The sequence below is a fragment of the Variovorax sp. GW821-FHT06D12 genome, from assembly GCF_059419205.1.
This window is the reverse complement of the sequence record NZ_JBWKRI010000008.1, coordinates 256,587-278,886: the sequence shown is the minus strand read 5'-3', so window position 1 is coordinate 278,886 and position 22,300 is coordinate 256,587. Positions and strand designations below refer to the sequence as shown.

Annotated in this window: 17 protein-coding genes and 1 riboswitch; of the genes, 15 read left to right on the top strand and 2 right to left on the bottom strand. The window is 68.9% G+C overall.

The features are described 5' to 3' along the window. Positions 1–151 precede the first annotated feature (151 nt). A complete protein-coding gene (locus AC07SQ_RS24365) occupies positions 152–3,973 on the bottom strand; it encodes a DUF748 domain-containing protein (protein ID WP_495271488.1) in 3,822 nt (1,273 codons plus the stop codon). A gap of 713 nt (positions 3,974–4,686) precedes the next feature. Between AC07SQ_RS24365 and AC07SQ_RS24360 the strand changes: the two genes are divergently transcribed. The 15 genes from AC07SQ_RS24360 (at position 4,687) to AC07SQ_RS24290 (ending at position 21,918) form a co-directional block, all read left to right on the top strand. Continuing rightward, positions 4,687–5,547, top strand: a complete 861-nt coding sequence (locus AC07SQ_RS24360; protein ID WP_062481551.1) for a lytic transglycosylase domain-containing protein — start codon at positions 4,687–4,689, stop codon at positions 5,545–5,547. Positions 5,548–5,596: 49 nt separating this feature from the next. After that, a riboswitch (ZMP/ZTP riboswitch) is annotated at positions 5,597–5,723 on the top strand. 38 nt (positions 5,724–5,761) lie between these two features. Continuing rightward, positions 5,762–7,006, top strand: coding sequence for a serine hydroxymethyltransferase (gene glyA / locus AC07SQ_RS24355; protein ID WP_495271489.1), 1,245 nt, complete (start codon positions 5,762–5,764; stop codon positions 7,004–7,006). 33 nt (positions 7,007–7,039) lie between these two features. Continuing rightward, positions 7,040–7,483 (top strand): transcriptional regulator NrdR, encoded by a 444-nt coding sequence (gene nrdR / locus AC07SQ_RS24350; RefSeq protein WP_007836918.1) that lies wholly within the window; start codon positions 7,040–7,042, stop codon positions 7,481–7,483. Between the two features lie 28 nt (positions 7,484–7,511). Beyond that, complete coding sequence (gene ribD / locus AC07SQ_RS24345) at positions 7,512–8,642, top strand: bifunctional diaminohydroxyphosphoribosylaminopyrimidine deaminase/5-amino-6-(5-phosphoribosylamino)uracil reductase RibD (RefSeq protein ID WP_495271490.1); 1,131 nt, start codon at positions 7,512–7,514, stop codon at positions 8,640–8,642. Between the two features lie 86 nt (positions 8,643–8,728). Beyond that, positions 8,729–9,400 (top strand): riboflavin synthase, encoded by a 672-nt coding sequence (locus AC07SQ_RS24340; RefSeq protein ID WP_369632588.1) that lies wholly within the window; start codon positions 8,729–8,731, stop codon positions 9,398–9,400. Continuing rightward, positions 9,397–10,551, top strand: a complete 1,155-nt coding sequence (gene ribBA, locus AC07SQ_RS24335; RefSeq protein ID WP_495271491.1) for a bifunctional 3,4-dihydroxy-2-butanone-4-phosphate synthase/GTP cyclohydrolase II — start codon at positions 9,397–9,399, stop codon at positions 10,549–10,551. The genes AC07SQ_RS24340 and ribBA overlap by 4 nt, the downstream gene beginning before the upstream one ends. Positions 10,552–10,557: 6 nt before the next feature. Continuing rightward, complete coding sequence (ribH, locus tag AC07SQ_RS24330; protein WP_056582067.1) at positions 10,558–11,019, top strand: 6,7-dimethyl-8-ribityllumazine synthase; 462 nt, start codon at positions 10,558–10,560, stop codon at positions 11,017–11,019. Continuing rightward, positions 11,016–11,546, top strand: a complete 531-nt coding sequence (gene nusB / locus AC07SQ_RS24325) for a transcription antitermination factor NusB (RefSeq protein ID WP_062481565.1) — start codon at positions 11,016–11,018, stop codon at positions 11,544–11,546. Before ribH ends, nusB begins: the two co-directional genes overlap by 4 nt. Further along, positions 11,543–12,730: a pyridoxal phosphate-dependent aminotransferase gene (locus AC07SQ_RS24320; protein ID WP_495271492.1), complete on the top strand. Its 1,188-nt coding sequence runs from the start codon at positions 11,543–11,545 to the stop codon at positions 12,728–12,730. The genes nusB and AC07SQ_RS24320 overlap by 4 nt, the downstream gene beginning before the upstream one ends. Before the next feature lie 61 nt (positions 12,731–12,791). Continuing rightward, positions 12,792–13,250, top strand: a complete 459-nt coding sequence (ybgC, locus tag AC07SQ_RS24315; RefSeq protein ID WP_062481580.1) for a tol-pal system-associated acyl-CoA thioesterase — start codon at positions 12,792–12,794, stop codon at positions 13,248–13,250. After that, positions 13,247–13,969, top strand: a complete 723-nt coding sequence (gene tolQ / locus AC07SQ_RS24310) for a protein TolQ (RefSeq protein ID WP_070060387.1) — start codon at positions 13,247–13,249, stop codon at positions 13,967–13,969. Before ybgC ends, tolQ begins: the two co-directional genes overlap by 4 nt. 34 nt (positions 13,970–14,003) lie before the next feature. Beyond that, a complete protein-coding gene (locus tag AC07SQ_RS24305; protein ID WP_070060386.1) occupies positions 14,004–14,441 on the top strand; it encodes an ExbD/TolR family protein in 438 nt (145 codons plus the stop codon). A 3-nt stretch (positions 14,442–14,444) separates the two neighbouring features. After that, entirely contained in the window at positions 14,445–15,371 is a 927-nt protein-coding gene (locus AC07SQ_RS24300; protein WP_495271493.1) for an energy transducer TonB, read from the top strand. Between the two features lie 92 nt (positions 15,372–15,463). Continuing rightward, a complete protein-coding gene (locus tag AC07SQ_RS24295; protein WP_495271494.1) occupies positions 15,464–16,702 on the top strand; it encodes a M48 family metalloprotease in 1,239 nt (412 codons plus the stop codon). Beyond that, positions 16,699–21,918 (top strand): PDDEXK-like endonuclease domain-containing protein, encoded by a 5,220-nt coding sequence (locus AC07SQ_RS24290; protein ID WP_495271495.1) that lies wholly within the window; start codon positions 16,699–16,701, stop codon positions 21,916–21,918. Before AC07SQ_RS24295 ends, AC07SQ_RS24290 begins: the two co-directional genes overlap by 4 nt. Here AC07SQ_RS24290 and AC07SQ_RS24285 read toward each other — a convergent pair. Continuing rightward, on the bottom strand, positions 21,902–22,273 hold the full coding sequence (locus tag AC07SQ_RS24285; RefSeq protein ID WP_083259096.1) for a YgiW/YdeI family stress tolerance OB fold protein: 372 nt from the start codon (positions 22,271–22,273) through the stop codon (positions 21,902–21,904). The two genes, AC07SQ_RS24290 and AC07SQ_RS24285, sit on opposite strands and share 17 nt — an antisense overlap. Positions 22,274–22,300: the final 27 nt, after the last annotated feature.

The following is a 22,300-nucleotide window of genomic DNA, read 5'->3' as shown; positions in this document are numbered from 1 at the left end:
CCGGCAAAGGCCGGCGCACATCGACATTTTCACCCAGTTGGCGAACAGCCCGCCGAATTCCGTGTCGGAACTGCGGCGCGCACCGTTCGGCGGGCTGAAAAGGGCCCGCAGGATCTATGGCAAGGCGAGGCGAAAAGCCAAGCCCCGCCGGCTATTTCATGGTCAGGCTCAGCTCGGCGCCGGGCTTCCAGTCGCTGCCGCTGGCCGTGGTGCGCACGGCCCCCAGGAACAGGCGCTCGCTCGGCAGCTTCTGCGCCAGCAGGTAGTCGCGCACCACGGCGCCGCGCTCGACGGCGAGCTGGCGCATCGATTCCTCGTCGACCGGCACGCTGGCCAGCAGCAGGTTTTCCATTTCCTTCACCGGCAGGTCCTTGGCCAGGCCAACCATGTTGCGCGGCTTGGTGATGTCGGAGCGCTTGTAGACGGCCGTGAGCAGCTCCGGGTATTCGGCATCGGTCACCGGCGCCACCTCGGTGCCGGTCTGGCCGCCGCGCACGGCGACGCGGCGCTTCTCGGCCTGGGTCAGCTGGCGCAGGCGCTGACGCTGGTAGGCGTCGCGCTCCTTCTCGAGGCTGGAGGTACCCACCACCGTCATCTGCAGCGTCGGGCGCTCGGTCAGGGCCTTCACGACCTTGTCCAGGCTTTCTTTCGCGCCGCTGCTGAGCGTGGAACTGCCAGGCTCGAAGGTGATGGCGCTCGAGTCGCCGCTGCCGCCACCGCCCAGGCCGCCGGTCAGCAGGCTGAACGGCGCGGTCACGGCCTTGACGATCAGGTTGACCACCGCCTTGAAGATCAGCGGGCCGATGCTGAACTGCGGGTCGTTGAGCGAGCCGCGCAGCGGCAGGTCGACGTCGATCACGCCGTTGCGGTCGGCCAGCAGGGTCACGGCCAGGCGCACGGGCAGGCTGTTGGGCGCGCCGGCCACCTCGTCGCCGAACTTCAGCTGGTTGAGCACCAGCTTGTTGGTGGCGGTGAGCTGGCCGTCGGGCGCGATCTTGTAGTTGACGTCCATGCTCATCTTGCCGCGCTCGATGCCGTGGCCCGCGTAGCGCACCGAGTACGGCGACAGCGGCGCCAGGTCGAGGTCGCGCATCTTGGCCGTGATGTCGAGTTCGAGCGGCTTGGCCAGCGGGTTGAGCTTGCCGGTGATTTCCAGCGCCGCGGTCTGCTGCGCCTTGCCGCGCAGCTCGAGGTCGGCCAGCGCCGGTCGACCGCCCTGCCCGTTCGGCGGGTTCGACGAGAAGGAACTGAGCTTGCCGGTCAGCTCGCTCAGGTCGGCCGAGTAGTTGGGCTTGACGAACAGGTCGGTGAAATCGATCTTGCCGTTGACCAGGCTCATCGGACCGAAGTTGATGACGGGCGCCGGGCCGCTGTCGGCCGCAGGCGCGGCAGCCACGACGGGTGCGGACGCAGCCGGCGCAGGCTCGGGCGCGCCGCCGACCATGGCTTCGGCCGACACCGGCGCACCGCCCGAAGCCCGCTGCGGTGCCGAGGCGGCCGGCGCGCGGGTCGTGGTGGTCGTGCCACCCGGGCCCTTCCTGGTGCTGGCTTCGGTGGCGGCGGCCGCGGCGGCCTTCGAGGCTTCCTCGCCCTTCTTGGTCAGGCTCAGCAGGTTCAGGCGGCCGGTGGGGTCGACGATCACGCGGGCGAAGAAGTCGGTCAGCGTGGTTTCGCGCACGTCCACGGTCGGGGCCGCGTTGGGTGCGAGGCTGACCTGCAGGCCGCGCAGGCTCAGGGTCTTCCAGCTCAACAGCTGGCTGTTGTTGCGGTCGAAGCCCGGCGACTGGGTCAGCGAGACGCTGTTGGCGCGGAAGTCGTCCAGCGCGGTGTCGCCGGCCAGCTTCAGGCTCATGCCGGCCGGCGCGCTCGCGTAGCGCACCGTGCCGCGGTAGTTCGCGAAGGCGCGGCGGATGTCGACATTGAGCGCGTCGGCGTAGTAGGCCTTGAAGGCATGCGCCGGGAACGACGCCACCTCGAGCCGCCCCTCGGCCGCCAGCGGCTTGAGCACGATGTTGCCCTTGTAGTCGAAGCGCCCCGGGTCCGCGCGGCGGCCGGAGCCGATGCGGCCCGACACCTGCAGCGGCGAGACGGTGTTGGTGTCGGGTGCGATCTTCTGGGCCAGCAGCTTGAAGGCCGTGACCTCGATCGCCACCGGCGCCGAGCCGGCCTTGTCCGCATAGGACAGGCTGCCGTTGTCGACCGCCAGCGTGCCCAGGGTCAGCGCCCAGGGCTTGGTGTTGGCGCTATTCGGGCGCGCCGCGCCGGCGTCGGCCGGCTTGGGCGCCGCCACCTTGGCGCCGCCGGCCGGGGTCTTGAGCCAGCGCTCGAACATCCAGCGCTTCTCGTTGTCGCGCTCGACGCTCACCTTGGGGTTGGTCGCGGTGAACGACGCGATGTTCAGGGTGTGCCTGGTCATGTCGACCTCGGCGTCGACCAGCTCGAAGCGCCCGACGCTGGCCAGCGCGGTCTTTGCCTGGGTCAGCGCCAGGCCGTCGGCGGCCAAGCGGCGCGCCTTGAACTTCAGGTCGGGCTGGGCCCAGGACACGTCGATCTGGCCGCTGAGCTTGCCGTCGAGCGTGGGCTCCAGGCTCTGCGCCAGGTAGGGCGCGGCCAGCAACAGCGGCAGCGCCTCGACCTCGGTCTGCACGTCAGCGACCTTGTCGGTGGCGTTGCCCTTGAACTTCAGCGTGGCGCCCGCGACGGCGGTGCTGCCGTCGAACTGCGCGGGCTTTTCCATGGGCCAGGTGACGGCCGTGAGGTTGATGCCGAGGTCGGTGAGGTCGATGGCTGCGGCGGGCTTGACGGTTTCGTCGCGCCAGCCGACACGGCCGCCGTCGAGCGCGATCTTGTCGACCTGCACCTTGAGCTTGGGCTTCTCGGCGGCCGGATTGCCGCCCGGGGCGCTGGCGGCGGGCGCGGGCAGCGGCGCCGCCTTTTCGGCCGCGCCGGTCGCCGGGTCGGTGGCCATCAGGTTGAGCTGGCCGGCGGCGTCGCGCGCCACCACCAGCTGCGGCTTGGCCAGCGCGACCTCGCTCAGGTGGAACACCGACTCCAGCGGTCGCACGTCGGCCAGCGCCAGCTTGAGCGAGTCGAAGCTCAGCAGGTCGCGCCCGCGCGCGTCGCCCAGCTTGGCGCCATGGGCCTCGACCGTGCCCGTGATCTTCAGGCCGATGGTGTTGGTCTGCTGGAAATCGATCTTCAGGTCGGCATCCAGGCTGCCGGCCTGCAGCTTCGCGGGCAGGCCGCCGGGGATGTAGCCCAGGTAGGGCACGAGGTCGAGCCCCTTGAACTGCACGTGGGCGTCGGTCTTGCGGCTTTGCGCGAACGGGGTCGTGAAGGCGGCCGAGTCGAACTGGCTGCCGTTGAGCGCGAAGGCCAGCTTGGGCTCGGTCTTGATCTCGCGCTTGGAGGCGAGGTTGCTCAGGAACGGCACGTTCAGCATGAAGCCGCGCAGCTCGTGCCGGCGCTTGACGGTCTGGTCGTCGAAGTCGACCGCGCCGTCCTTGATCGAGATGTTGTAGATCGCGAAGCGCGCGGGCTCGGCCTTCGGATCGGGCGGCGGGCCCGAGGCCAGCTTGGCCAGAATGTCGTCGATGTCGTACTTGCCGTCGGCCAGGTGCGTGAGCAGCACCGCGGGCGCCTCGACCGTCACCGCGTCGATCACGGGCGCCAGGCGGAACAGCGATTGCAATTCAGCGTCGGCATAGATGCGCTTGATGGCCACCTGCGGCTGCTTGCCGTCGGCGGTGGCGATGCGCAGGTCATTCAGTGCGAGCTCGAGCGTCCAGGGCTTGAAGTCGATCTTGCCGACGGTGACCTGCCGGCCCAGTTTCTCGCTCGCGATCTTCTGGAGTTGGCTCTTGGCGATCGGCGGCACCGCCAGCCACGCGATGGCCCACAGGGCCAACACCACCAGCAACGCGACGACCCCACGCCGCACCCATTTGTTCTGTTTGATCGAAGCAGCATCCATCCGCAGAAGTGTGCCGCAAACAGATGCCAACAAAGTCTGCGGAAACGTGAATGCGTTCCCTTTTGGCGAGGCGTTGTGATGCGAAGGCAATCACCGCCAGCGTGGATAGGCCGAAAGTGCGCGCCCCGAAAACAAGAAAGCCCGGTGAGTCGACGAAGTGTCTTGTCACCGGGCTTGATGGCGGGCTCAAAACCCATGCCATCGATTCGCGCGACCGGAAGTAATGGTTCCCGCCGTGCTGGCAGCAAGAGATTGCCGCCGTGGAGTCCTCCATCGTTCGAGTCCTTGACTTGCACCTCGGACTGCCTGACTTCGGAAAAACGCCTGAAACCTCAGGCCCGTCCAGATTAGGCGTCTCACCCTTCCTTTGCAAATCCCTTTTTCCAAGGGATTTCCCGTAGGCCCGCGCCCCCTGGAGCCCCCTCGAACGAGGGGATTCTTCAAGCACTTATTAACATATGAAACCAAATCCTTATGCTTGACCGTGTATTTAGCCACGATAGAATCCCGCCTGCCTTGCTGCCGGACGCAGCAGGGCCTTCCCTGAATCCGCTGCCGAATTCCACCGGCGTGATCAGGCCGCCGCGCTCCCTACCCCACACACCCTCCATGCGCGGAGCCTGATTCGTACATACCAATCCAAGCGCCGCTGCCTTCATCCACCGCCCTTTCAGGCGCTGCATGCCAGGTGCCGCACAGAAAGGAAAAAAGCGATGAGCAAGGCGTTTGATGCCACAGCCCGCGGGCTACGGACCTTCGTGTCCGATGTGGCAGACGGCTTTTTTGAAATCACCCACAACGGGTTTGCGTTGGTCGGCCTGGCCATCGTGTTCGCGGCCCTCGCCCTCGTGGCGCGCCCCGACCTGCGCAAGACCGGCGAGGAACAACTGATGGGCTGGCTGCAGTCGCGCAAGCCCGCGCCCGAACCCACCGACCTGGAACCGACCGCCATCGAGCGCACCACGGCCGCAAGCCCCGACGAGTTGCCCAAGCAGCAGGCGGCGGTGGCCTACTGGCTCAGCAAGAAGTACCGCGTCGCGGCCGAGCCGCTGAGCGTGCTGGTCTCCGAGGCCTACCAGATCGGCAAGCGCACCAAGCTCGACCCGACGCTGATCCTGGCCATCATGGCCATCGAGTCCAGCTTCAACCCGTTCGCGCAAAGCCACGTCGGCGCCCAGGGCCTGATGCAGGTCATGACCCGCGTTCACGGCGACAAGTACGAAAGCGCGGGCGGCACGCTCACCGCCTTCGACCCCGTGACCAACATGCGCGTCGGCGTGAAGGTGCTGCAGGAATGCATCGCCCGCGCCGGCTCGCTCGAAGGCGGCCTGCGCTACTACGTGGGCGCCGCCAACCTCGACGACGACGGCGGCTATGCCGCCAAGGTGCTGGCCGAACACGAGCGCCTGCGCCAGGTCGCCGCCGGCCGTGCGCCGTCGACGATGGTCGTGCCGCCGCCGACCACGGCGCGCGCACAGCCGATTCCGGTCGTGGCACCGGCCAAGCCTGCAGGCGAAGAGCCCGCCACCGGCAGCGAACCGGCCAAGGTCGCCCTGCTCTCCGCAGTTTCCTGAGGCCTTGCCGGCCCTCCCGGCCCGGATGCGTGCGGGCCTGCGCTACACTCGGCCTGTACGCGACTGGCGATAGGCGCAGCACCCTGAAAAAGGTGCCACGCGCTGACGTGGAATACCACTGGGAAGCGTGCCGCCTGGCCACAACAGGCGTTCAGCCGTTCGCCTGGGCAGCCCTTGTTTGGTTGAACAAGGACCTCGTCTTCAAAGGACTGCCATGTACCAACGCAATATCCTGGTCGAACAGACCGATCCCGAAATCTGGGCCGCGATTCAAGCCGAAAACGCGCGCCAGGAACATCACATCGAGCTGATCGCCAGCGAGAACTACGCCTCGCCGGCCGTCATGCAGGCCCAGGGCTCGCAGCTCACCAACAAGTACGCCGAAGGCTACCCGGGCAAGCGCTACTACGGCGGCTGCGAGCACGTCGACGTGGCCGAGCAACTGGCCATCGACCGCGTCAAGCAGATCTTCGGCGCCGACGCCGCCAACGTGCAGCCGCACTGCGGTGCCTCGGCCAACGAAGCCGTGATGCTCGCCTTCCTGAAGCCCGGCGACACCATCATGGGCATGAGCCTGGCCGAAGGCGGCCACCTGACCCACGGCATGCCGCTGAACATGAGCGGCAAGTGGTTCAACGTCGTGAGCTATGGCCTGGACGCCAACGAAGCCATCGACTACGACGCGATGGAACGCAAGGCGCACGAGCACATGCCCAAGCTGATCATCGCGGGCGCCTCGGCCTACTCGCTGCACATCGACTTCGAGCGTTTCGCCAAGGTCGCCAACGACGTCGGCGCGATCTTCATGGTCGACATCGCCCACTACGCCGGCCTCGTGGCCGCGGGCGTGTACCCCAACCCGGTGCCGCACGCCGACATCGTCACCTCGACCACGCACAAGAGCCTGCGCGGCCCGCGCGGCGGCATCATCCTGATGAAGTCGCAGCACGAGAAGGCGATCAACAGCGCCATCTTCCCCGGCCTGCAAGGCGGCCCGCTGATGCACGTGATCGCCGCCAAGGCCGTCGCGTTCAAGGAAGCCCTGACGCCCGAGTTCAAGGCCTACCAGCAACAGGTGGTCAAGAACGCCCAGATCGTGGCCGACACCCTCACCGCGCGCGGCCTGCGCATCGTGAGCGGACGCACCGAAAGCCACGTCATGCTGGTCGACCTGCGTTCGAAGGGCATCACCGGCAAGGAAGCCGAAGCCGTGCTGGGCGCCGCCCACATGACGATCAACAAGAACGCGATCCCCAACGACCCGGAAAAGCCGATGGTCACCAGCGGCGTGCGCATCGGCACCCCCGCCATGACCACGCGCGGCTTCAAGGACGAAGAGGCCCGCATCACGGCGAACCTGGTGGCCGACGTGCTCGAGAACCCGCGCGACGCGGCGAACATCGACGCGGTGCGCGCCAAGGTCCACGCCTTGACGAGCCGCTTCCCTGTCTACCGTTGATTTCGTAATCAGAAGAAGAGAAGCACTGGCCGCATGAAATGCCCTTTTTGCGGTCATCTCGAAACGCAGGTCGTCGAAACCCGCGTTTCGGAAGACGCCGACTTCGTCCGCAGGCGCCGCCAATGCAGCGCCTGCGACAAGCGCTTCACCACGTATGAGCGCCCCGACGTCAACTTCCCCGTCGTGGTCAAGAAGGACGGCAGCCGCGCCGACTTCGACTCGACCAAGGTGCGCGCCTCGATGATGCTGGCGCTGCGCAAGCGCCCCGTGAGCATCGAGCAGATCGACAACGCCCTGCTGCGCATCGAACAAAAGCTGCTGGCCAGTGGCCTGCGCGAAATCGATTCGACGAAGGTCGGCGAACTCGTGATGCGCGAACTCAAGAAACTCGACAAGGTCGCCTACGTGCGCTTTGCCTCGGTGTACCGCAGCTTCGAGGACGTGGACGAGTTCCGGCAGCTGCTGCGCGATATCTGACCTCCGAGAAGGCGTGAACGAACCCGGCATGTCCTCTTCCCAACACGACGCCTCCCACATCGCGACCGCTCTGCGGCTCGCCGCCTCCGCGATCCGCCTGACCGACCCGAACCCGCGCGTCGGCTGCGTGCTGTGCGACGCCGACGGCCGCGTGATCGGCCAGGGCCACACCCAACAAGCCGGCGGCCCGCATGCCGAGGTGATGGCGCTGCGCGACGCGCAGGCCCAAGGCCATTCGACTGCGGGCGCCACCGCCTACGTCACGCTCGAACCCTGCTCGCACCACGGCCGCACCGGCCCCTGCTGCGACGCACTGATCGCCGCCGGCGTACGCCGCGTCGTGGCCTCGCTCGCCGACCCGAACCCGCTGGTGGCGGGACAGGGCTTCGAGCGCCTGCGTGCGGCGGGCGTCGAGGTCGAAGTCGGGCCGGGCGCCGACGAATCCCGCGAACTCAACATCGGCTTCTTCAGCCGCATGATCCGCAAGCAGCCCTGGGTTCGAATGAAGATCGCCGCCTCGATCGACGGCCGCACCGGCCTGCACAACGGCGTGAGCCAGTGGATCACCGGCGAGGCCGCGCGCGCCGACGGCCACGCCTGGCGGGCCCGCACCGGTGCCGTGCTGACCGGCGTCGGCACGCTGCTCGAAGACAACCCGCGCCTGGACGTGCGCCTGGTCGACACGCCGCGCCAGCCCCACCTCGTGGTGGTCGATAGCCATCTCCAGACCTCGCCCGACGCTCACATTTTCATAGCTGGCCGCGCCGTCTGGATCTACGCCGCCAGCCGGCACAACGAAGAAAAGGCAGCCGCGCTCGAAGCCCGCGGCGCCACCATCACCTGCCTGCCCAACCTGCACGGCAAGGTCGACCTGCCCGCGATGCTCAAAGACCTCGCGGCGCGCGGCGTCAACGAACTGCACGTCGAATCGGGCCACAAGCTCAACGGCTCGCTGCTGCGCGAAGGCTGCGTGGACGAACTGTTGGTGTACCTGGCGCCCAAGCTGATCGGCAGCGGGCTCGACATCGCCAGCCACCTGCATGCCGAGGGCCCGCTCACCTCGCTGGCGGGTGCGCTGCCGCTCGAATTCAAGTCGGTCGACATGCTGGGGCCCGACCTGCGCATCGTCGCGCGCGTCGCCGGCCGCGACCGCTTCTGAGCCGCCGCCGACGCGGCGCGGCACATTCGCAGCCGCAAACCGGCCCTTCGGGCCGAAGACCCCTCGATGTCTGCGAAAATGTGGAAATGTTCACCGGAATCATCACCGGCGTGGGGCGCATCGCCGCCATCCACGACCTCGGCACCTCCTCCTCCTACGGCAAGCGACTCAGCATCGAGGTGCCCGACGGCTACCTCGACGACGTCGGGCTCGGCGACAGCATCGCGCTCAACGGCGCCTGCATGACGGTCACCACGCTCGCACCTGAACGCGGGCAATTCACCATCGACATTTCCGCGGAGTCCCTCGACAAGACGGCCGGCCTGACCGACGAGGGCAGCCGCATCAACCTCGAGAAGGCCCTGCGCGCGAGCGACCGCCTCGGCGGCCACATCGTCTCGGGCCACGTGGACGGCATCGGCCACGTGAGCTTCTTCGCGCCGGTCGGCGAAAGCTGGGAGCTGCGCGTGGTCGCACCGCCCGCGCTGGCGCGCTTCCTGGCCTACAAGGGCTCGATCACCATCAACGGCGTGAGCCTCACGGTCAACAGCGTGAGCGACATCGCCGAGGGTGCCGAGGTCAGCATCAACCTGATCCCGCACACCGTGGAAAACACCTCCCTCGGCGGCCTGAAGGCCGGCTCGAAGGTCAACCTCGAAATCGACACCGTGGCGCGCTACGTGGAGCGCATGCTTCAGGCCGGCATGCTCACACCCTCTCTGACGTCTTCCACGTCTCCCAAGGACACTTCGAAATGAACGCCTCCGTCACGCCGATCGGCGCCCCGCGCGCCGACCGTGCACCCGCACCGATCTCCCCGGTCGAAGACATCGTGGCCGAGCTGGCCGCCGGCCGCATGGTCATCCTCGTGGACGAGGAAGATCGCGAGAACGAAGGCGACATCGTCATCGCCGCCGACCACATCACCGCCGAATCCATCAACTTCATGGCCCGCCACGCGCGCGGCCTGATCTGCCTCACGCTCTCGCGCGAGATGTGCGAGCGGCTGCAGCTGCCGCCGATGGTCCAGCGCAACGGCGCCAAGCATTCGACCGCCTTCACCGTCTCCATCGAGGCAGCCGAAGGCGTGACCACCGGCATCTCGGCCGCCGACCGCGCCCGCACTGTGCAGGCCGCCGTGGCACGCAACGCCGTGGCCGCCGACCTGGTGCAGCCCGGCCACATCTTCCCGCTGCAGGCGGTGGACGGCGGCGTGCTCATGCGCGCTGGCCACACCGAAGCCGGCTGCGACCTGGCCGCCATGGCCGGCTGCTCGCCCGCCTCGGTGATCTGCGAGGTGATGAACGAAGACGGCACGATGGCCCGCCTGCCCGACCTGCAGATCTTCGCGGCCGAGCACGGCATCAAGATCGGCACCATCGCCGCACTCATCGAGCACCGCAGCCGCGTCGAATCGCTGGTCGAAAAAGTCGGCTGCCGCGAGATCCAGACCAACTGGGGCGCCTTCACGGCCCACGCCTTCATCGACAAGCCCAGCCGCGGCGTGCACCTGGCACTGGTGCGCGGCCAGTGGGCACCCGAAGAGACGGTGTCGGTGCGCGTGCACGAGCCGCTGTCGGTGCTCGACGCGCTCGAGGTCAACCGCCCGATGCACTCCTGGAGCCTGGACGCCAGCCTTTCGCACATCGCGAACGAAGGCAAGGGCGTGGCCGTGCTGCTGAACTGCGGCGAAACCGCGGCCGAGCTGCTCGCGCAGTTCGACGGCACCGCGCGCCCCGCGCAAGCGCCCGAGCGCGGCCGCATGGACCTGCGCAACTACGGCATCGGCGCGCAGATCCTGCGCGAATGCGGCGTGCACAAGATGAACCTGCTCGGCGCGCCGCGTCGCATGCCGAGCATGGCCGCCGGCTTCGGCCTCGAGATCGCCGGTTACCTCACGAAAGACTGAACGACCATGCAAGGTTCCAACAAGGGCGAGATCACCCTCAACGGCAAAGGCCTGCGCATCGGCATCGTGCAGGCGCGCTTCAACGCCGACATCACCGACGCACTGGCCGCGGCCTGCCTGTCGGAGCTCGAGGCTCTCGGCGTGGCCGCGTCCGACATCCATCACGTGCAGGTGCCCGGTGCGCTCGAAGTGCCCGTGGCGCTGCAGGCGCTCGCCGAGCGCGGCGGCTACCACGCGCTCGTGGCGCTGGGCTGCATCATCCGCGGCGAGACCTACCACTTCGAACTGGTGGCCAACGAATCGGGCGCGAGCGTGAGCCGCGTCGCGCTCGACTACCGCCTGCCCATCGCCAACGCGATCCTCACGACCGAAAACCTCGAACAGGCCGTCGCCCGTCAGACCGACAAGGGCCGCGACGCAGCCCAGGTGGCGGTCGAGATGGCACAACTGCTGGCCACCCTTTCATGACCGAAGACACCTCCAAGTCCGCCAAGCCCCGCCAGTCGCGCACCGGCCTCACCAGCACGGGCGCACGCAAGGCCGCGGCCAAGTCGAACCGCAGCCGCGCACGCGAGTTCGCGCTGCAGGCGCTCTACCAGCACCTGGTGGGCCGCAACGACCCGACCGACATCGACCACTTCACGCGCGACCTCGCGGGCTTCCACAAGGCCGACGCGGCGCACTACGACGCGCTGCTGCACGGCTCGATCAACGGTGCCGAACAGCTCGACGCGCTGATCCTGCCGCTGCTGGACCGCAAGTTCGCAGAGATCTCGCCCATCGAACACGCCGTGATGTGGATCGGCGTGTACGAGTTCCAGAACTGCCCCGACGTGCCCTGGCGCGTGGTGCTCAACGAGTGCATCGAGCTTGCCAAGGAATTCGGCGGCACCGACGGCCACAAGTACGTGAACGCCGTGCTCAACGGCCTGGCGCCGCAGCTGCGTCCGCTCGAAGTGGAAGCCGACCGGGCCACCGGCAAGGCGCGCCCATGAGGATCTCGACGCGCGCGCAGCGCATCGAACCGTTTTACGTGATGGAGGTCGCCAAGGCGGCTGGGGTGCTGGCCCGTGAAGTGGCCCACACCGACCGTCCGATGATCTTCCTGAACATCGGCGAGCCTGACTTCACCGCCCCGCCCCTGGTGCAGGAAGCGGCCGCCCGCGCCGTGCGCGCCGGCGCCACGCAGTACACGCAGGCCACCGGCCTGGACCACCTGCGCGAGCGCATCAGCGGCTGGTACAAGCAGCGCTTCAATGTCGACGTGCCGGCCCGCCGCATCGTCGTCACGGCCGGTGCCTCGGCCGCGTTGCAGCTGGCCTGCCTCGCGCTGATCGAATCGGGCGACGAGATCCTGATGCCCGACCCGAGCTACCCCTGCAACCGCCACTTCGTGAGCGCGGCAGACGGCAAGGCGGTGCTGGTACCGACCACGGCCGAGGAGCGCTTCCAGCTCACCGCCTCCAAGGTCGAAGCCGCCTGGACCGACAAGACCCGCGGCGTGCTGCTGGCCTCGCCCTCGAACCCGACCGGCACCTCGATCGCGCCCGACGAGCTGCGCCGCATCCACGAGGTGGTGTCGCAGCGCGGCGGCATCACGCTGATCGACGAGATCTACCTGGGCCTGTCGTACGACGATGCCTTCGGGCAGACGGCGCTGGCCATCGACGACAACGTCATCAGCATCAACAGCTTCAGCAAGTACTTCAACATGACCGGCTGGCGACTGGGCTGGCTGGTGGTGCCCGAAGTGCTGGTGCCGGTGGTCGAGCGCCTGGCGCAGAACCTCTTCATCTGCGCGAGCACCGTGTCGCAGTACGCCGCGCTGGCCTGCTTCGAGGCCGAGAGCATCGCCGAGTACGAACGCCGCCGCGCCGAGTTCAAGGCGCGCCGCGACTGGTTCATTCCGCAACTGAACGCCCTGGGCCTGAACGTGCCCGTGGTGCCCGACGGCGCCTTCTACGCCTGGGCCGACTGCACGAGCGTGGCCGACAAGCTCGGCATCTCGGGCAGCTGGGACTTCGCCTTCGAGACCATGAAGCGCGCCCACCTCGCCGTCACGCCGGGCCGCGATTTCGGCACGGCCGAAACCGCGAAGTTCGTGCGCTTCTCCACCGCCAGCTCGATGGCGCACCTGCAGGAATCGGTCGAGCGCCTGCGGGCCATGATCGCCCAATGAGCGTAGCGCCGGGCCGCCCCAAGCAAGCTCGCGCCGCAGTGCGAAGCACGGAGGCATGCAAGTGACTTTCGAGTTTCCGATCCGCGTCTACTGGGAAGACACCGATGCCGGCGGCATCGTGTTCTACGCCAACTACCTGAAGTTCATGGAGCGCGGTCGCACCGAGTGGCTGCGCTCCCTGGGTGTCGAGCAGCGCAAGCTCAAGGAAGCCACCGGCGGCCAGTTCGTGGTGAGCGAAACGCAGCTCAAATACCATCGGCCCTCGCGGCTGGACGACGAACTGCTGGTTACAGCCGAGCTGCGGCAACTGGGCACCGCGTCGTTGATAATCGGTCAGCGCGTGCTATCAAAAACAGAGCAAGAACGCACCGGGGCCGCGGCACCGGTCTTGCTGTGCGAAGGCACGATCCGCATCGGCTGGGTGGACGCCGCCACCTTGCGCCCTGCGCGCATTCCGGCCCAAGTTTCGGGAACCCTCGAGCACTCCAGCGGCTCCATGACTCAACCTTTCAAGCCATGAACCAAGATCTCTCCATCATCAATCTTCTGCTCCACGCCAGCTTCGTGGTGCAACTGGTCGTGCTGCTGCTGGTGATCGTGTCGGTCGCCAGCTGGGCCGCCATCATCCGCAAGTACTTTGCCCTCAAGCGCATCCGCGTGCTCAACGACGACTTCGAGCGCGAGTTCTGGTCGGGCACCAGCCTGAACGAACTGTTCGCCTCGGCGGCGCAGAACGCCAAGTTCGCCGGCCCCATGGAGCGCATCTTTGCCTCCGGCATGCGCGAGTACCAGAAGCTGCGCGAGCGCCACGTGACCGACGCGGCCACGCTGCTCGACGGCGCCCGCCGCGCGATGCGCGCGAGCTTCCAGCGTGAACTCGACGCGGCCGAGCAGAACCTGTCGTTCCTGGCCACCGTCGGCTCGGTGTCGCCGTACGTGGGCCTCTTCGGCACGGTCTGGGGGATCATGCATGCCTTCACCGGCCTGGCCGCCCTCACGCAGGTGACGCTGGCCACCGTGGCGCCCGGCATCGCCGAAGCGCTGGTGGCCACGGCCATCGGCCTGTTCGCCGCCATCCCTGCAGTGGTCGGCTACAACCGCTTCGCGCGCGAGATCGACAAGATCGCCATCGCCCTGGAGACCTACATCGAAGAGTTCTCCAACATCCTGCAGCGCAACCTCTCGGCCAACCCCGGCGCCGTGACGCCCGCCGCCTCGGTCACCGCCGCGAACCGCTGAAGAGCGGCGCGCACAAGACAAAGGACGCGACGACATGCCCGCCGTTTCATCCCGGGGCCGCGGCCGCCGCACGATCAACGAGATCAACATGGTCCCGTTCATCGACGTGATGCTGGTGCTGCTGATCATCTTTATGGTCACGGCCCCGCTCATCACGCCGAGTGTGATCAACCTGCCGACGGTCGATCGGGCCAACAAGCAGCCGGACAAGCCCATCGAGATCGTCATCAAGAGCGACGACGAAGTGCAGATCAAGAAAGACCCGTCCACCGGCACCGGCGGCGCGTCGATTCCCATGACGCAGATCGGCTCGGCCGCCAAGGCCGCGCAAGGCGGCGACGCCCAGCGCCCCGTGGTCATCAGCGCCGACAAGTCGGTGAAGTACGAAACCGTCGTGAAGGCGATGAACCAGCTCAAGCGCAGCGGCATCGAGCGCGTGGGGCTGTCGGTCACGACCACGGGCGGCAAATAAGGCATGTCGCTCGCCCTGGATCGCCCCGAGTTCGCGCCGCCGCCGCAACGCGGCACGCCCCGCGCGGTTGCGCTCGCCCTCATTGCCCATGCGCTGCTGATCGCCGCCCTCACCTGGGGCGTGCGCTGGCGCAGCGAAGCCGACGACGGCGCGGTCGATGCCGAGCTGTGGTCCACCACGGTGATGCAGGCCGCCCCGCGCCTGTCGGTGCCGGAGCCGCCGGCCCCCGTGCCCGCACCGCCGCCGCCTGCACCCGCTCCGCCCCCGCCGCCTCCCCCGGCCGTCAGGCCACCCGAGCCGGCGCCCGCCCCTGCCCCCGACATCGCGCTGGAGCGCGAGAAGAAGCTCAAGGAGCAGAAGGCGCAGAAGGAGCGCGAGCTCGAGCAGCAGCGCGTGCAGCAGCAAAAGAAGAAGGAGCTCGAGGCCAAGGAGCGCGCCGAGGAAGAGGCCGAGCGCAAGAAAGAGCAGCAGAAGAAACTGGCCGAGCAGAAGAAGCAGCAGGAAGCCGAGGCCAAGCAGGCCGAAGCGAAGAAGGCAGAGGCAGCCGCCAAGCAGGCCGCCGCCGACCGCGCTGCGACGCTCAAGCGCATGCAGGGCATGGCCGGTGCCAGCGGCAGCGACGATGCCAAGGGCAACGCCCAGCGATCGTCCGGCCCGTCCAGCGGCTATGCCGGCCGCATCGCCGCCGCCGTGCGCCCGAACATCACCTTCCCCGATGCCGACAGCGTGAACGGCAACCCCGAGGCCGAGTTCGAAGTGCGGCTGGCACCCGACGGCACCATCGTCGGCGTCAAGCTCGCCAAGTCCAGCGGCCTGCCGGCCTGGGACGAAGCGGCCGAACGCGGCCTGCGCAAGACCGACAAGTTGCCGCGCGACACGGACGGGCGCATCTTCCCGTCGCTCATCGTCACGCTCAAGCCCAAGCGTTGACCCCCGCAATCACCCACATCGTGGGTGATTGCAAGCGACGCCACCCGCTCGTTTAGGATCGTCGGCAACTCATTGTTGCTGGCGCTCCTGACATGGTCGACTCTTTCCCTGCCGTTCGCCTCCAAGACCTGACGCCGCTGCCCTACCAGCAGGCACTGGCCGCCCACCTCCAGGCGAACGAACCCGAGGCTTGGCGCTGGGCCGCTTCGGCCGAAGCGCGCGAAGAACACACGGCCGCCATGCGTGCCGAATTGCTGCGCAGCGCCTACCGCCTCGACGCCGACGCGCACCCCGACCTGCATGCCGACGCCACCCTGGCCGCGCAGCGGCTGGGCGTCACGGCGCGCATCACGCTCTACCAGGCGCCGTCCGGCGACGGCGCGGCCATGAACGCCGCGATCTACGTCGTGCCGGGCGAGGCGCACATCGTGCTCTCGGGCCCGCTGCTCGAAAAACTGCAGCCGCCCGAGCGCCAGGCCGTGCTCGGCCACGAGCTGGCGCACTACCTGCTGTGGGAGCGCGACGGCGGCAAGCACCACGTCGTCGACCGCCTGCTGCACGCCACAGCGTCCGACCCGCGCGCCGACGCGAGCCACCTGCAGGCCGCGCGGCGCCATGCGCTGTACACCGAGGCCTTTGCCGACCGCGGCGGCTGCGTGGCCTGCGGCGCGCTCGAGCCCGCCGTGAGCGCGCTCATCAAGATCGAGACCGGCCTCACGCAGGTCAACGTGGCGAGCTACCTGGCGCAGGCCGAGGAAATCTGCGCAGACCCCGGCAACAAGGCATTGCAGACGCGCGGCGTGAGCCACCCCGAAGTGTTCGTGCGCGCCCGCGCGCTGCGCCTGTGGGCCGGCCGCGAGCACGACGCCGACGAATGGCTGGCCGCCGCGCTCGAAGGTCCGCTCGACCTGTCCACGCTCGACATGCTCGGCCAACAACGCGTGAGCGCGCTCACGCGCGGCACCCTGGCGCAGCTGCTGCAGCGGCCCGTGCTGCAGTCGGACTCGCTGCTCGCGCATGCGCGCCGCTTCTTCCCCGACTTCACGCCGCCCACGTCGGCGATGCCGCTGCCCGAGCCCGCGCCCGCCGGCTTGCACGACTACCTGGCCAGCGTGCTGGTCGACTTCGTCGCCGCCGATCCCGAGATGGACGACGTCACCCTCGCCGCCGCGCTGGGCCTGGCCGATGCACTCGGCTGCGATGCGCCTTTCGAACAGCGCGTGCTGAAGGACCTGGGTCTTTCCAAGCGCAATTTCACCCGCGTCAAGCGCGATGCCGCCGCCTTGCTCGACAAGGCCGCCACTTCTTCTTCGCAGGCCGCCGCCGCATGACCCTCGCTCCCGCCCCGCTCCTGCAACTGCTCGCCACCGCCGAGGCCCACGGCGGCCTGCAGACCGACGACGTGCTCAAGCTCGTGCTGCCGCTGCTGCGCGAGGTCTCGGCCCTGCACGAACTCGGCCACGTCGCCGCGCTCGGCAACGTTTTTGCCTACCGCGTGACCGACGCGCCCGCCGAACCCGCGCTGGCACTCGCGCAGCCCGAAGGCACCGCGCCGCGCCGCCACCCCGAGGCCATCGCGCCGCTCGAACAACCCGCCGCCTCAGTGCTGCGCGTGGTCGGCGAAACGCGCCTGACCGTCGATGCCGAAGCCGGCGTGGCGCTCGAGAACCTCGCGGTGATGCCCGAGGCCGGGCCCGACACCGTGCCCACGCGCCCCGTCTACCTGCCCGGCTACGCCGCGTGGGAACTGCGCCTGGGCCACCACGACGCGCTCGGCGACATCCTGTGCCTGGGCCAGGTGCTGGCCAGCCTGTCGTGCGGGCTCGACTTCACCGACGGCGACGACCTGACCCGCTTCGCCACGCACCGCGGCAATCTGTTCGAACTGAACCGCCGGCTGCACCCGGTGGTCGCCGCCGTGATCTTCGAGATGACCGCGCTCGACCGCCACGAGCGCGCACGCGACCTGCCTTCGGTCATCCGCCGCCTCGAGACCTACCGCGACCAGCCGGTCGACCTCGGCCTGGACCGCATCGCGCCGGCAAGGGACGGCGCGGGCCAGCGCCGCCAGGCGATCCAGCTGCACCTGCGCGACCGGCTGTTCGACCTCTCGCGGCGCAACCGCCTGCTGTACTTCAAGCCGACGCAAGCGCATGTGAATCTCACCGTCGCCAGCGTGCCGCTGGTGGTCGACCTCAACAGCATCCGCACCGACCAGCTGTGCGTGTGGGACGGCCGCTTTGCCGCCGACATCGCCAGTTGCGACCCCGTGCCGCTCGCGCGCTGGCTGCGCTTCGAAGACCAGCCCTACCTGCCCGGCGCGCTCGACCGCATCCTGCAGGAGGCGCGGCGCGACCGGGCCGAGTACGGCTTCTCGCAGCTGTCGCTGGTGATCGCCTTCCTGCGCTGGCACAACCTCAAGGAGGGCGAGGCCGAACGCGCCGAGCGCATCGCCTCGCCGCTGCTGATGCTGCCGGTCGAACTCACGCGCAAGAAAGGCGTGCGCGACCAGTACCTGCTCGAAGCCTCGGCCAGCGAGGCGCAGGTGAACCCCACGCTGCGCCACCACCTGCGCCAGCTCTACGGCATCGCGCTGCCCGAGACGGTCGACCTGCGCGAGACCTCGCTCGAACAGTTCCACGCCCAGCTGTCGGCGCAGATCGCGCAGAGCGAGCCCGGCGTGCAGCTGCGGCTCGTGAAGCAGCCCGAGATCGCCGTGATGCACCAGCGCGCGCGCCAGCGGCTCGAACAGTTCAAGCGCCGCACCCGCGTGCGCTCGCCCTCGGCGGTACCAGTGGCCGCGCAAGATTTCAGCTACGCGCAGGACGACTTCCGCCCGCGCGGGCTGCAGCTGTTCCATGCGCGCGTGCGCCCCGTGCCGCTGCCGGTGCGCGAGGCCGTCGGCGGCGCGCCCCAGCCGCGCGCGCCGCAGATGGCGGCCACCGCGGTCGACGACACCGAGCGCAAGACCTTCGCGCTGCGCGAGAGCAGCGGCAACCCCTACCAGTGGGACATCGACCTCACGGCCGTGACGCTCGGCAACTTCAACCACCGCAAGATGTCGCTGGTGCGCGACTACTCGGGGCTGGCCGAATCCGACCTGGCGAGCGAGGCTTTCGACCGCGTGTTCTCGCTGCAGCCGCGCCGCGTCGACGGCGAGACGCCGCCCGCCCTGCCACTGGCCGACCAGTGGCCCGTGGTGCAGGCCGACGCCACGCAGACCGCTGCGGTGGCGCTGGCGCGCACCGGCACCAGCTACATCATCCAGGGCCCGCCGGGCACGGGGAAGTCGCAGACCATCACCAACCTGATCGCCGACTACGTGGGCCGCGGCCAGCGTGTGCTCTTCGTCTGCGAGAAGCGCGCCGCCATCGACGTCGTGTTCCACCGCCTGCGCCAGCAGGGGCTGGACGAGCTGTGCTGCATGATCCACGACTCGCAGGGCGACAAGAAGGCCTTCGTGCAGAACCTGCGCAAGACCTACGAGCTGTGGCTCGAAGCACCCGGCACGCTGGCGCAGGAAAGCACCGAGCGCACGCGGGTGCTCGACGCCATGGACCTCGACCTGCGCGCGCTCGAGCGCTTCGACGCCGCCATGCACGACGTGCCCGAACACATCGCGGTGACGCTGCGCGAACTGCTGTCGCGGCTGGTGGCGCTCAAGGCCGGCGACCCGTCGCTCACGCCGCTGCAAGCCGAAGCACTGCCCGCCTTCGCGGCTTGGCGCCGGCATGCGGAGCTGGTGTCGCGCCTGCACCTGGCCGTGACCGAAAGCCTGGGCGCGCCCAGCTTCGCGCAGCATGTGTTCGCGCAGCTCGCGCCCTCGCTGCTGGCGCAGGAGAAACCGCTGGCGCGGCTGGTCGAGCGCAGCGAACGCGCCATCGACCTGAGCGCCCCCTGCCGCGACGCGCTGGTCGATGCCTGGCCACCGCTGGCCGAGGCCGGCGTGCTGTGGCGCGATGCGCTCGCCGTGGTGGCCGATTCGCGCAGCGTCGCGGCACTGGCCGCGCGCGGCCAGCTGGCGCTGCTCGACGCGGCGCACCCGAGCAGCCTCGCGCTCGGCAACGCACTGAACGAAAGACGCACGCTGCAGCAGGCGCTCGACGCGCAGCTGCAGCGCACCGCCCACTGGCGCGACAAGCTCTCGCCCGGCGACACCGAAGCTGCCTTGGCGCAGGCCCGCACGCAGCAAGGCTCGCTGCTGCGCTGGCTGCAGCCCTCGTGGTGGCGCCTGTCGGGCGAACTCAAGCGCCGCTACGACTTCGCCGCGCATGCCGTGCGTCCGCAGCCCAGCCAGATCCTCGAGGACCTGCGCGCCGAACAGGCCGCGCGCACCGCGCTCGACCAGCAGGCGGCGCGCCTCGAGGCCGACTACGGCTGCACCGACGCCGAGGCTTTCGCGCAGCAGCTGCAGGCGATGCGCGGCATCGACGCCGGCGCCGGCCTGCGCGCAGCGTTCCAGGCCCACCTGCGCACCGACGCGGGCCGCCGCAGCGTCGAACAGCTCGTCGCCGCCGCACCGCGCGTCGACACGCTCGACGCCCTCTGGCGCGACCTGTTGCACGACGCTGGCGCGCAACCGCTGGACGCGCTCGACGCCCTGGCCCGCACGCTGCGCGACCAGGCCGACGCGCTGCCGTCGGTGCTCCAGCCGCTGCAGGAACTGGCCGACGCCGACCCGGCCGTGGCCGCCGCGCTGCGCACCCTGCCGCTGCCGCCCGAGGCCATCGAGTACGCCGTCGCTCGCGAAGGGCTGGAGCGCGTCTACCGTACCGAACGCTGGCTGCCGCGCTTCGACGGCGCCACGCTGGCACGCCATGCGCAGCGCCTGGGCGAAGGCGAACGCAAGCTGCTCGAGCGCAATGCGCGCACGCTCGCCGCCGCGGTGCGCCAGCGTTTCCGCGACCATGTGCAAAAGAGCGCCCTGCCCGCCAGCCAGCTCGACGCCGACGGCAAGGTCTTCAAGAAGAGCTACAACGCCGGCCGCCGCGAGCTCGAGCACGAGTTCGGCAAGACCATGCGCTACAAGGCGATCCGCGAACTGGCCAGCGGCGACACCGGCCGCGTGGTGCGCGACATGAAGCCGATCTGGCTCATGAGCCCGCTGTCGGTCTCCGACACGCTGCCGCTCGCGGCCGACCTGTTCGACGTCGTGATCTTCGACGAGGCCAGCCAGATCCCGGTCGAGGAAGCCGTGCCCGCGCTGTACCGCGCGCCGCAGATCATCGTGGTGGGCGACGAGATGCAGCTGCCGCCCACGAGCTTCTTCTCGTCGGGCCGCGATGCCGAGGAAGACACCGTGTCGGTGGCAGGCGACGACGCGGAGAACGGCGAGGAAGGCGAGCGCATCGCCGTCGTGCTCGACGCCGACAGCCTGCTGAACCAGGGCGCGCGCAACCTGCCGGCCACGCTGCTGGCCTGGCACTACCGCAGCCGCTACGAATCGCTCATCGGTTTTTCGAACGCGGCCTTCTACGCGGGCAACCTGTACACCATTCCCGACCGCAGCCTGCCCGCGCCCGAACGCGGCGAGATCGTGGTGCAGTCGCGCAGCCCGAGCGACGAATCGGTGAAGGCGCAGGTCGACGCCCTGCTCTCGCGCGCCATCAGCTTCCACCGCGTGGCCGATGCGGTGTACGAGAACCGCATCAACGACGGCGAGGCGCGCCACATCGCGCAGCTGGTGCGCGAGCTGCTGCGCCGCGAGACCGGGCGCAGCCTGGGCATCGTGGCGTTCTCGGAAGCGCAACAGGGCGAGATCGAGGAGGAGCTGAACGCGCTCGGCGCGGTCGATGCCGACTTCGCGGCGCGGCTGGAGGCCGAGTACGTGCGCGAGGAAGACGACCAGTTCTGCGGCCTCTTCATCAAGAATCTGGAGAACGTGCAGGGCGACGAGCGCGACATCATCATCCTCAGCATCTGCTACGGCCCCAACCCCGAGGGCCGCATGCTGATGAACTTCGGCCCGATCAACCAGCGCGGCGGCGAGAAGCGGCTGAACGTGATCTTCAGCCGCGCCAAGCACCACATGGCGGTGGTCTCGACCATCCGCCACGAGGCGATCACCAACGACCACAACGAAGGCGCGGCGGCGCTGAAGAACTTCCTGCGCTATGCCGAGTGCCTGTCACGCGGCGACGAGGACACGGCGCGGCGCGTGCTCGAAGGCATGAACCCGCTGGCGCGCGGCCACGTGGCGCGGCATGCGCGCACGGACGAGGTCACAGCGCAGATCGCGCAGGCGCTGCGCGCGCGCGGCCATGCGGTGGACGAACAGGTGGGGCAGTCGCGTTTTCGCTGCGACCTCGCGGTGCGCGCAGCGGGCCAGGGCCACTATGCGCTGGGCCTCCTCGTGGACGGTGCGGCGCAGGAAGGCACGCGCCACAACGTGCTGGAACGCTATGTCTCGCGTCCGCGCATCCTCGACGCGTTCGGCTGGCAGGTGATGCAGGTGCTGGCCAAGGACTGGCTGCACACCCCCGAGGCCGTGCTCGACCAGGTCGAGCAGGCGCTCGGGAAAAAGGCGGGGGTCAGCGCAGGACGGTGATGACGCGCTTGACGTCGAGTTCGGTCTTGCCGGTGAGCCGGTCCTTGTCGAACTCGCCGCTGAGCTCGACGCGCACCTTGTCGTCGATCTTCACGCCCGGCGGGAAGTACTTGGCGTCGATCTCGACCTTCAGGCGCCCCGTGTCGTCGGCAAAGGTGTAGTGCTCGCCGCCGTCGTGCGAAACGATGAAGCCGCGCACCGTGGCGTGCTGGTCGTCCTGGCCGGTCTCGATCAGCTGCTTGACCGTCAGGTTCGGCACCGAGCTCGGGCCGGCGTACTGGGCCCAGGCCGCGGCCATGGGCAGCGCCACGCCGAACGTCAACGCGGTGGTCTTGAGGATCTTCTTGAAATGCATGCGGTCGTTCCTCCTGTGAGTGGCCCA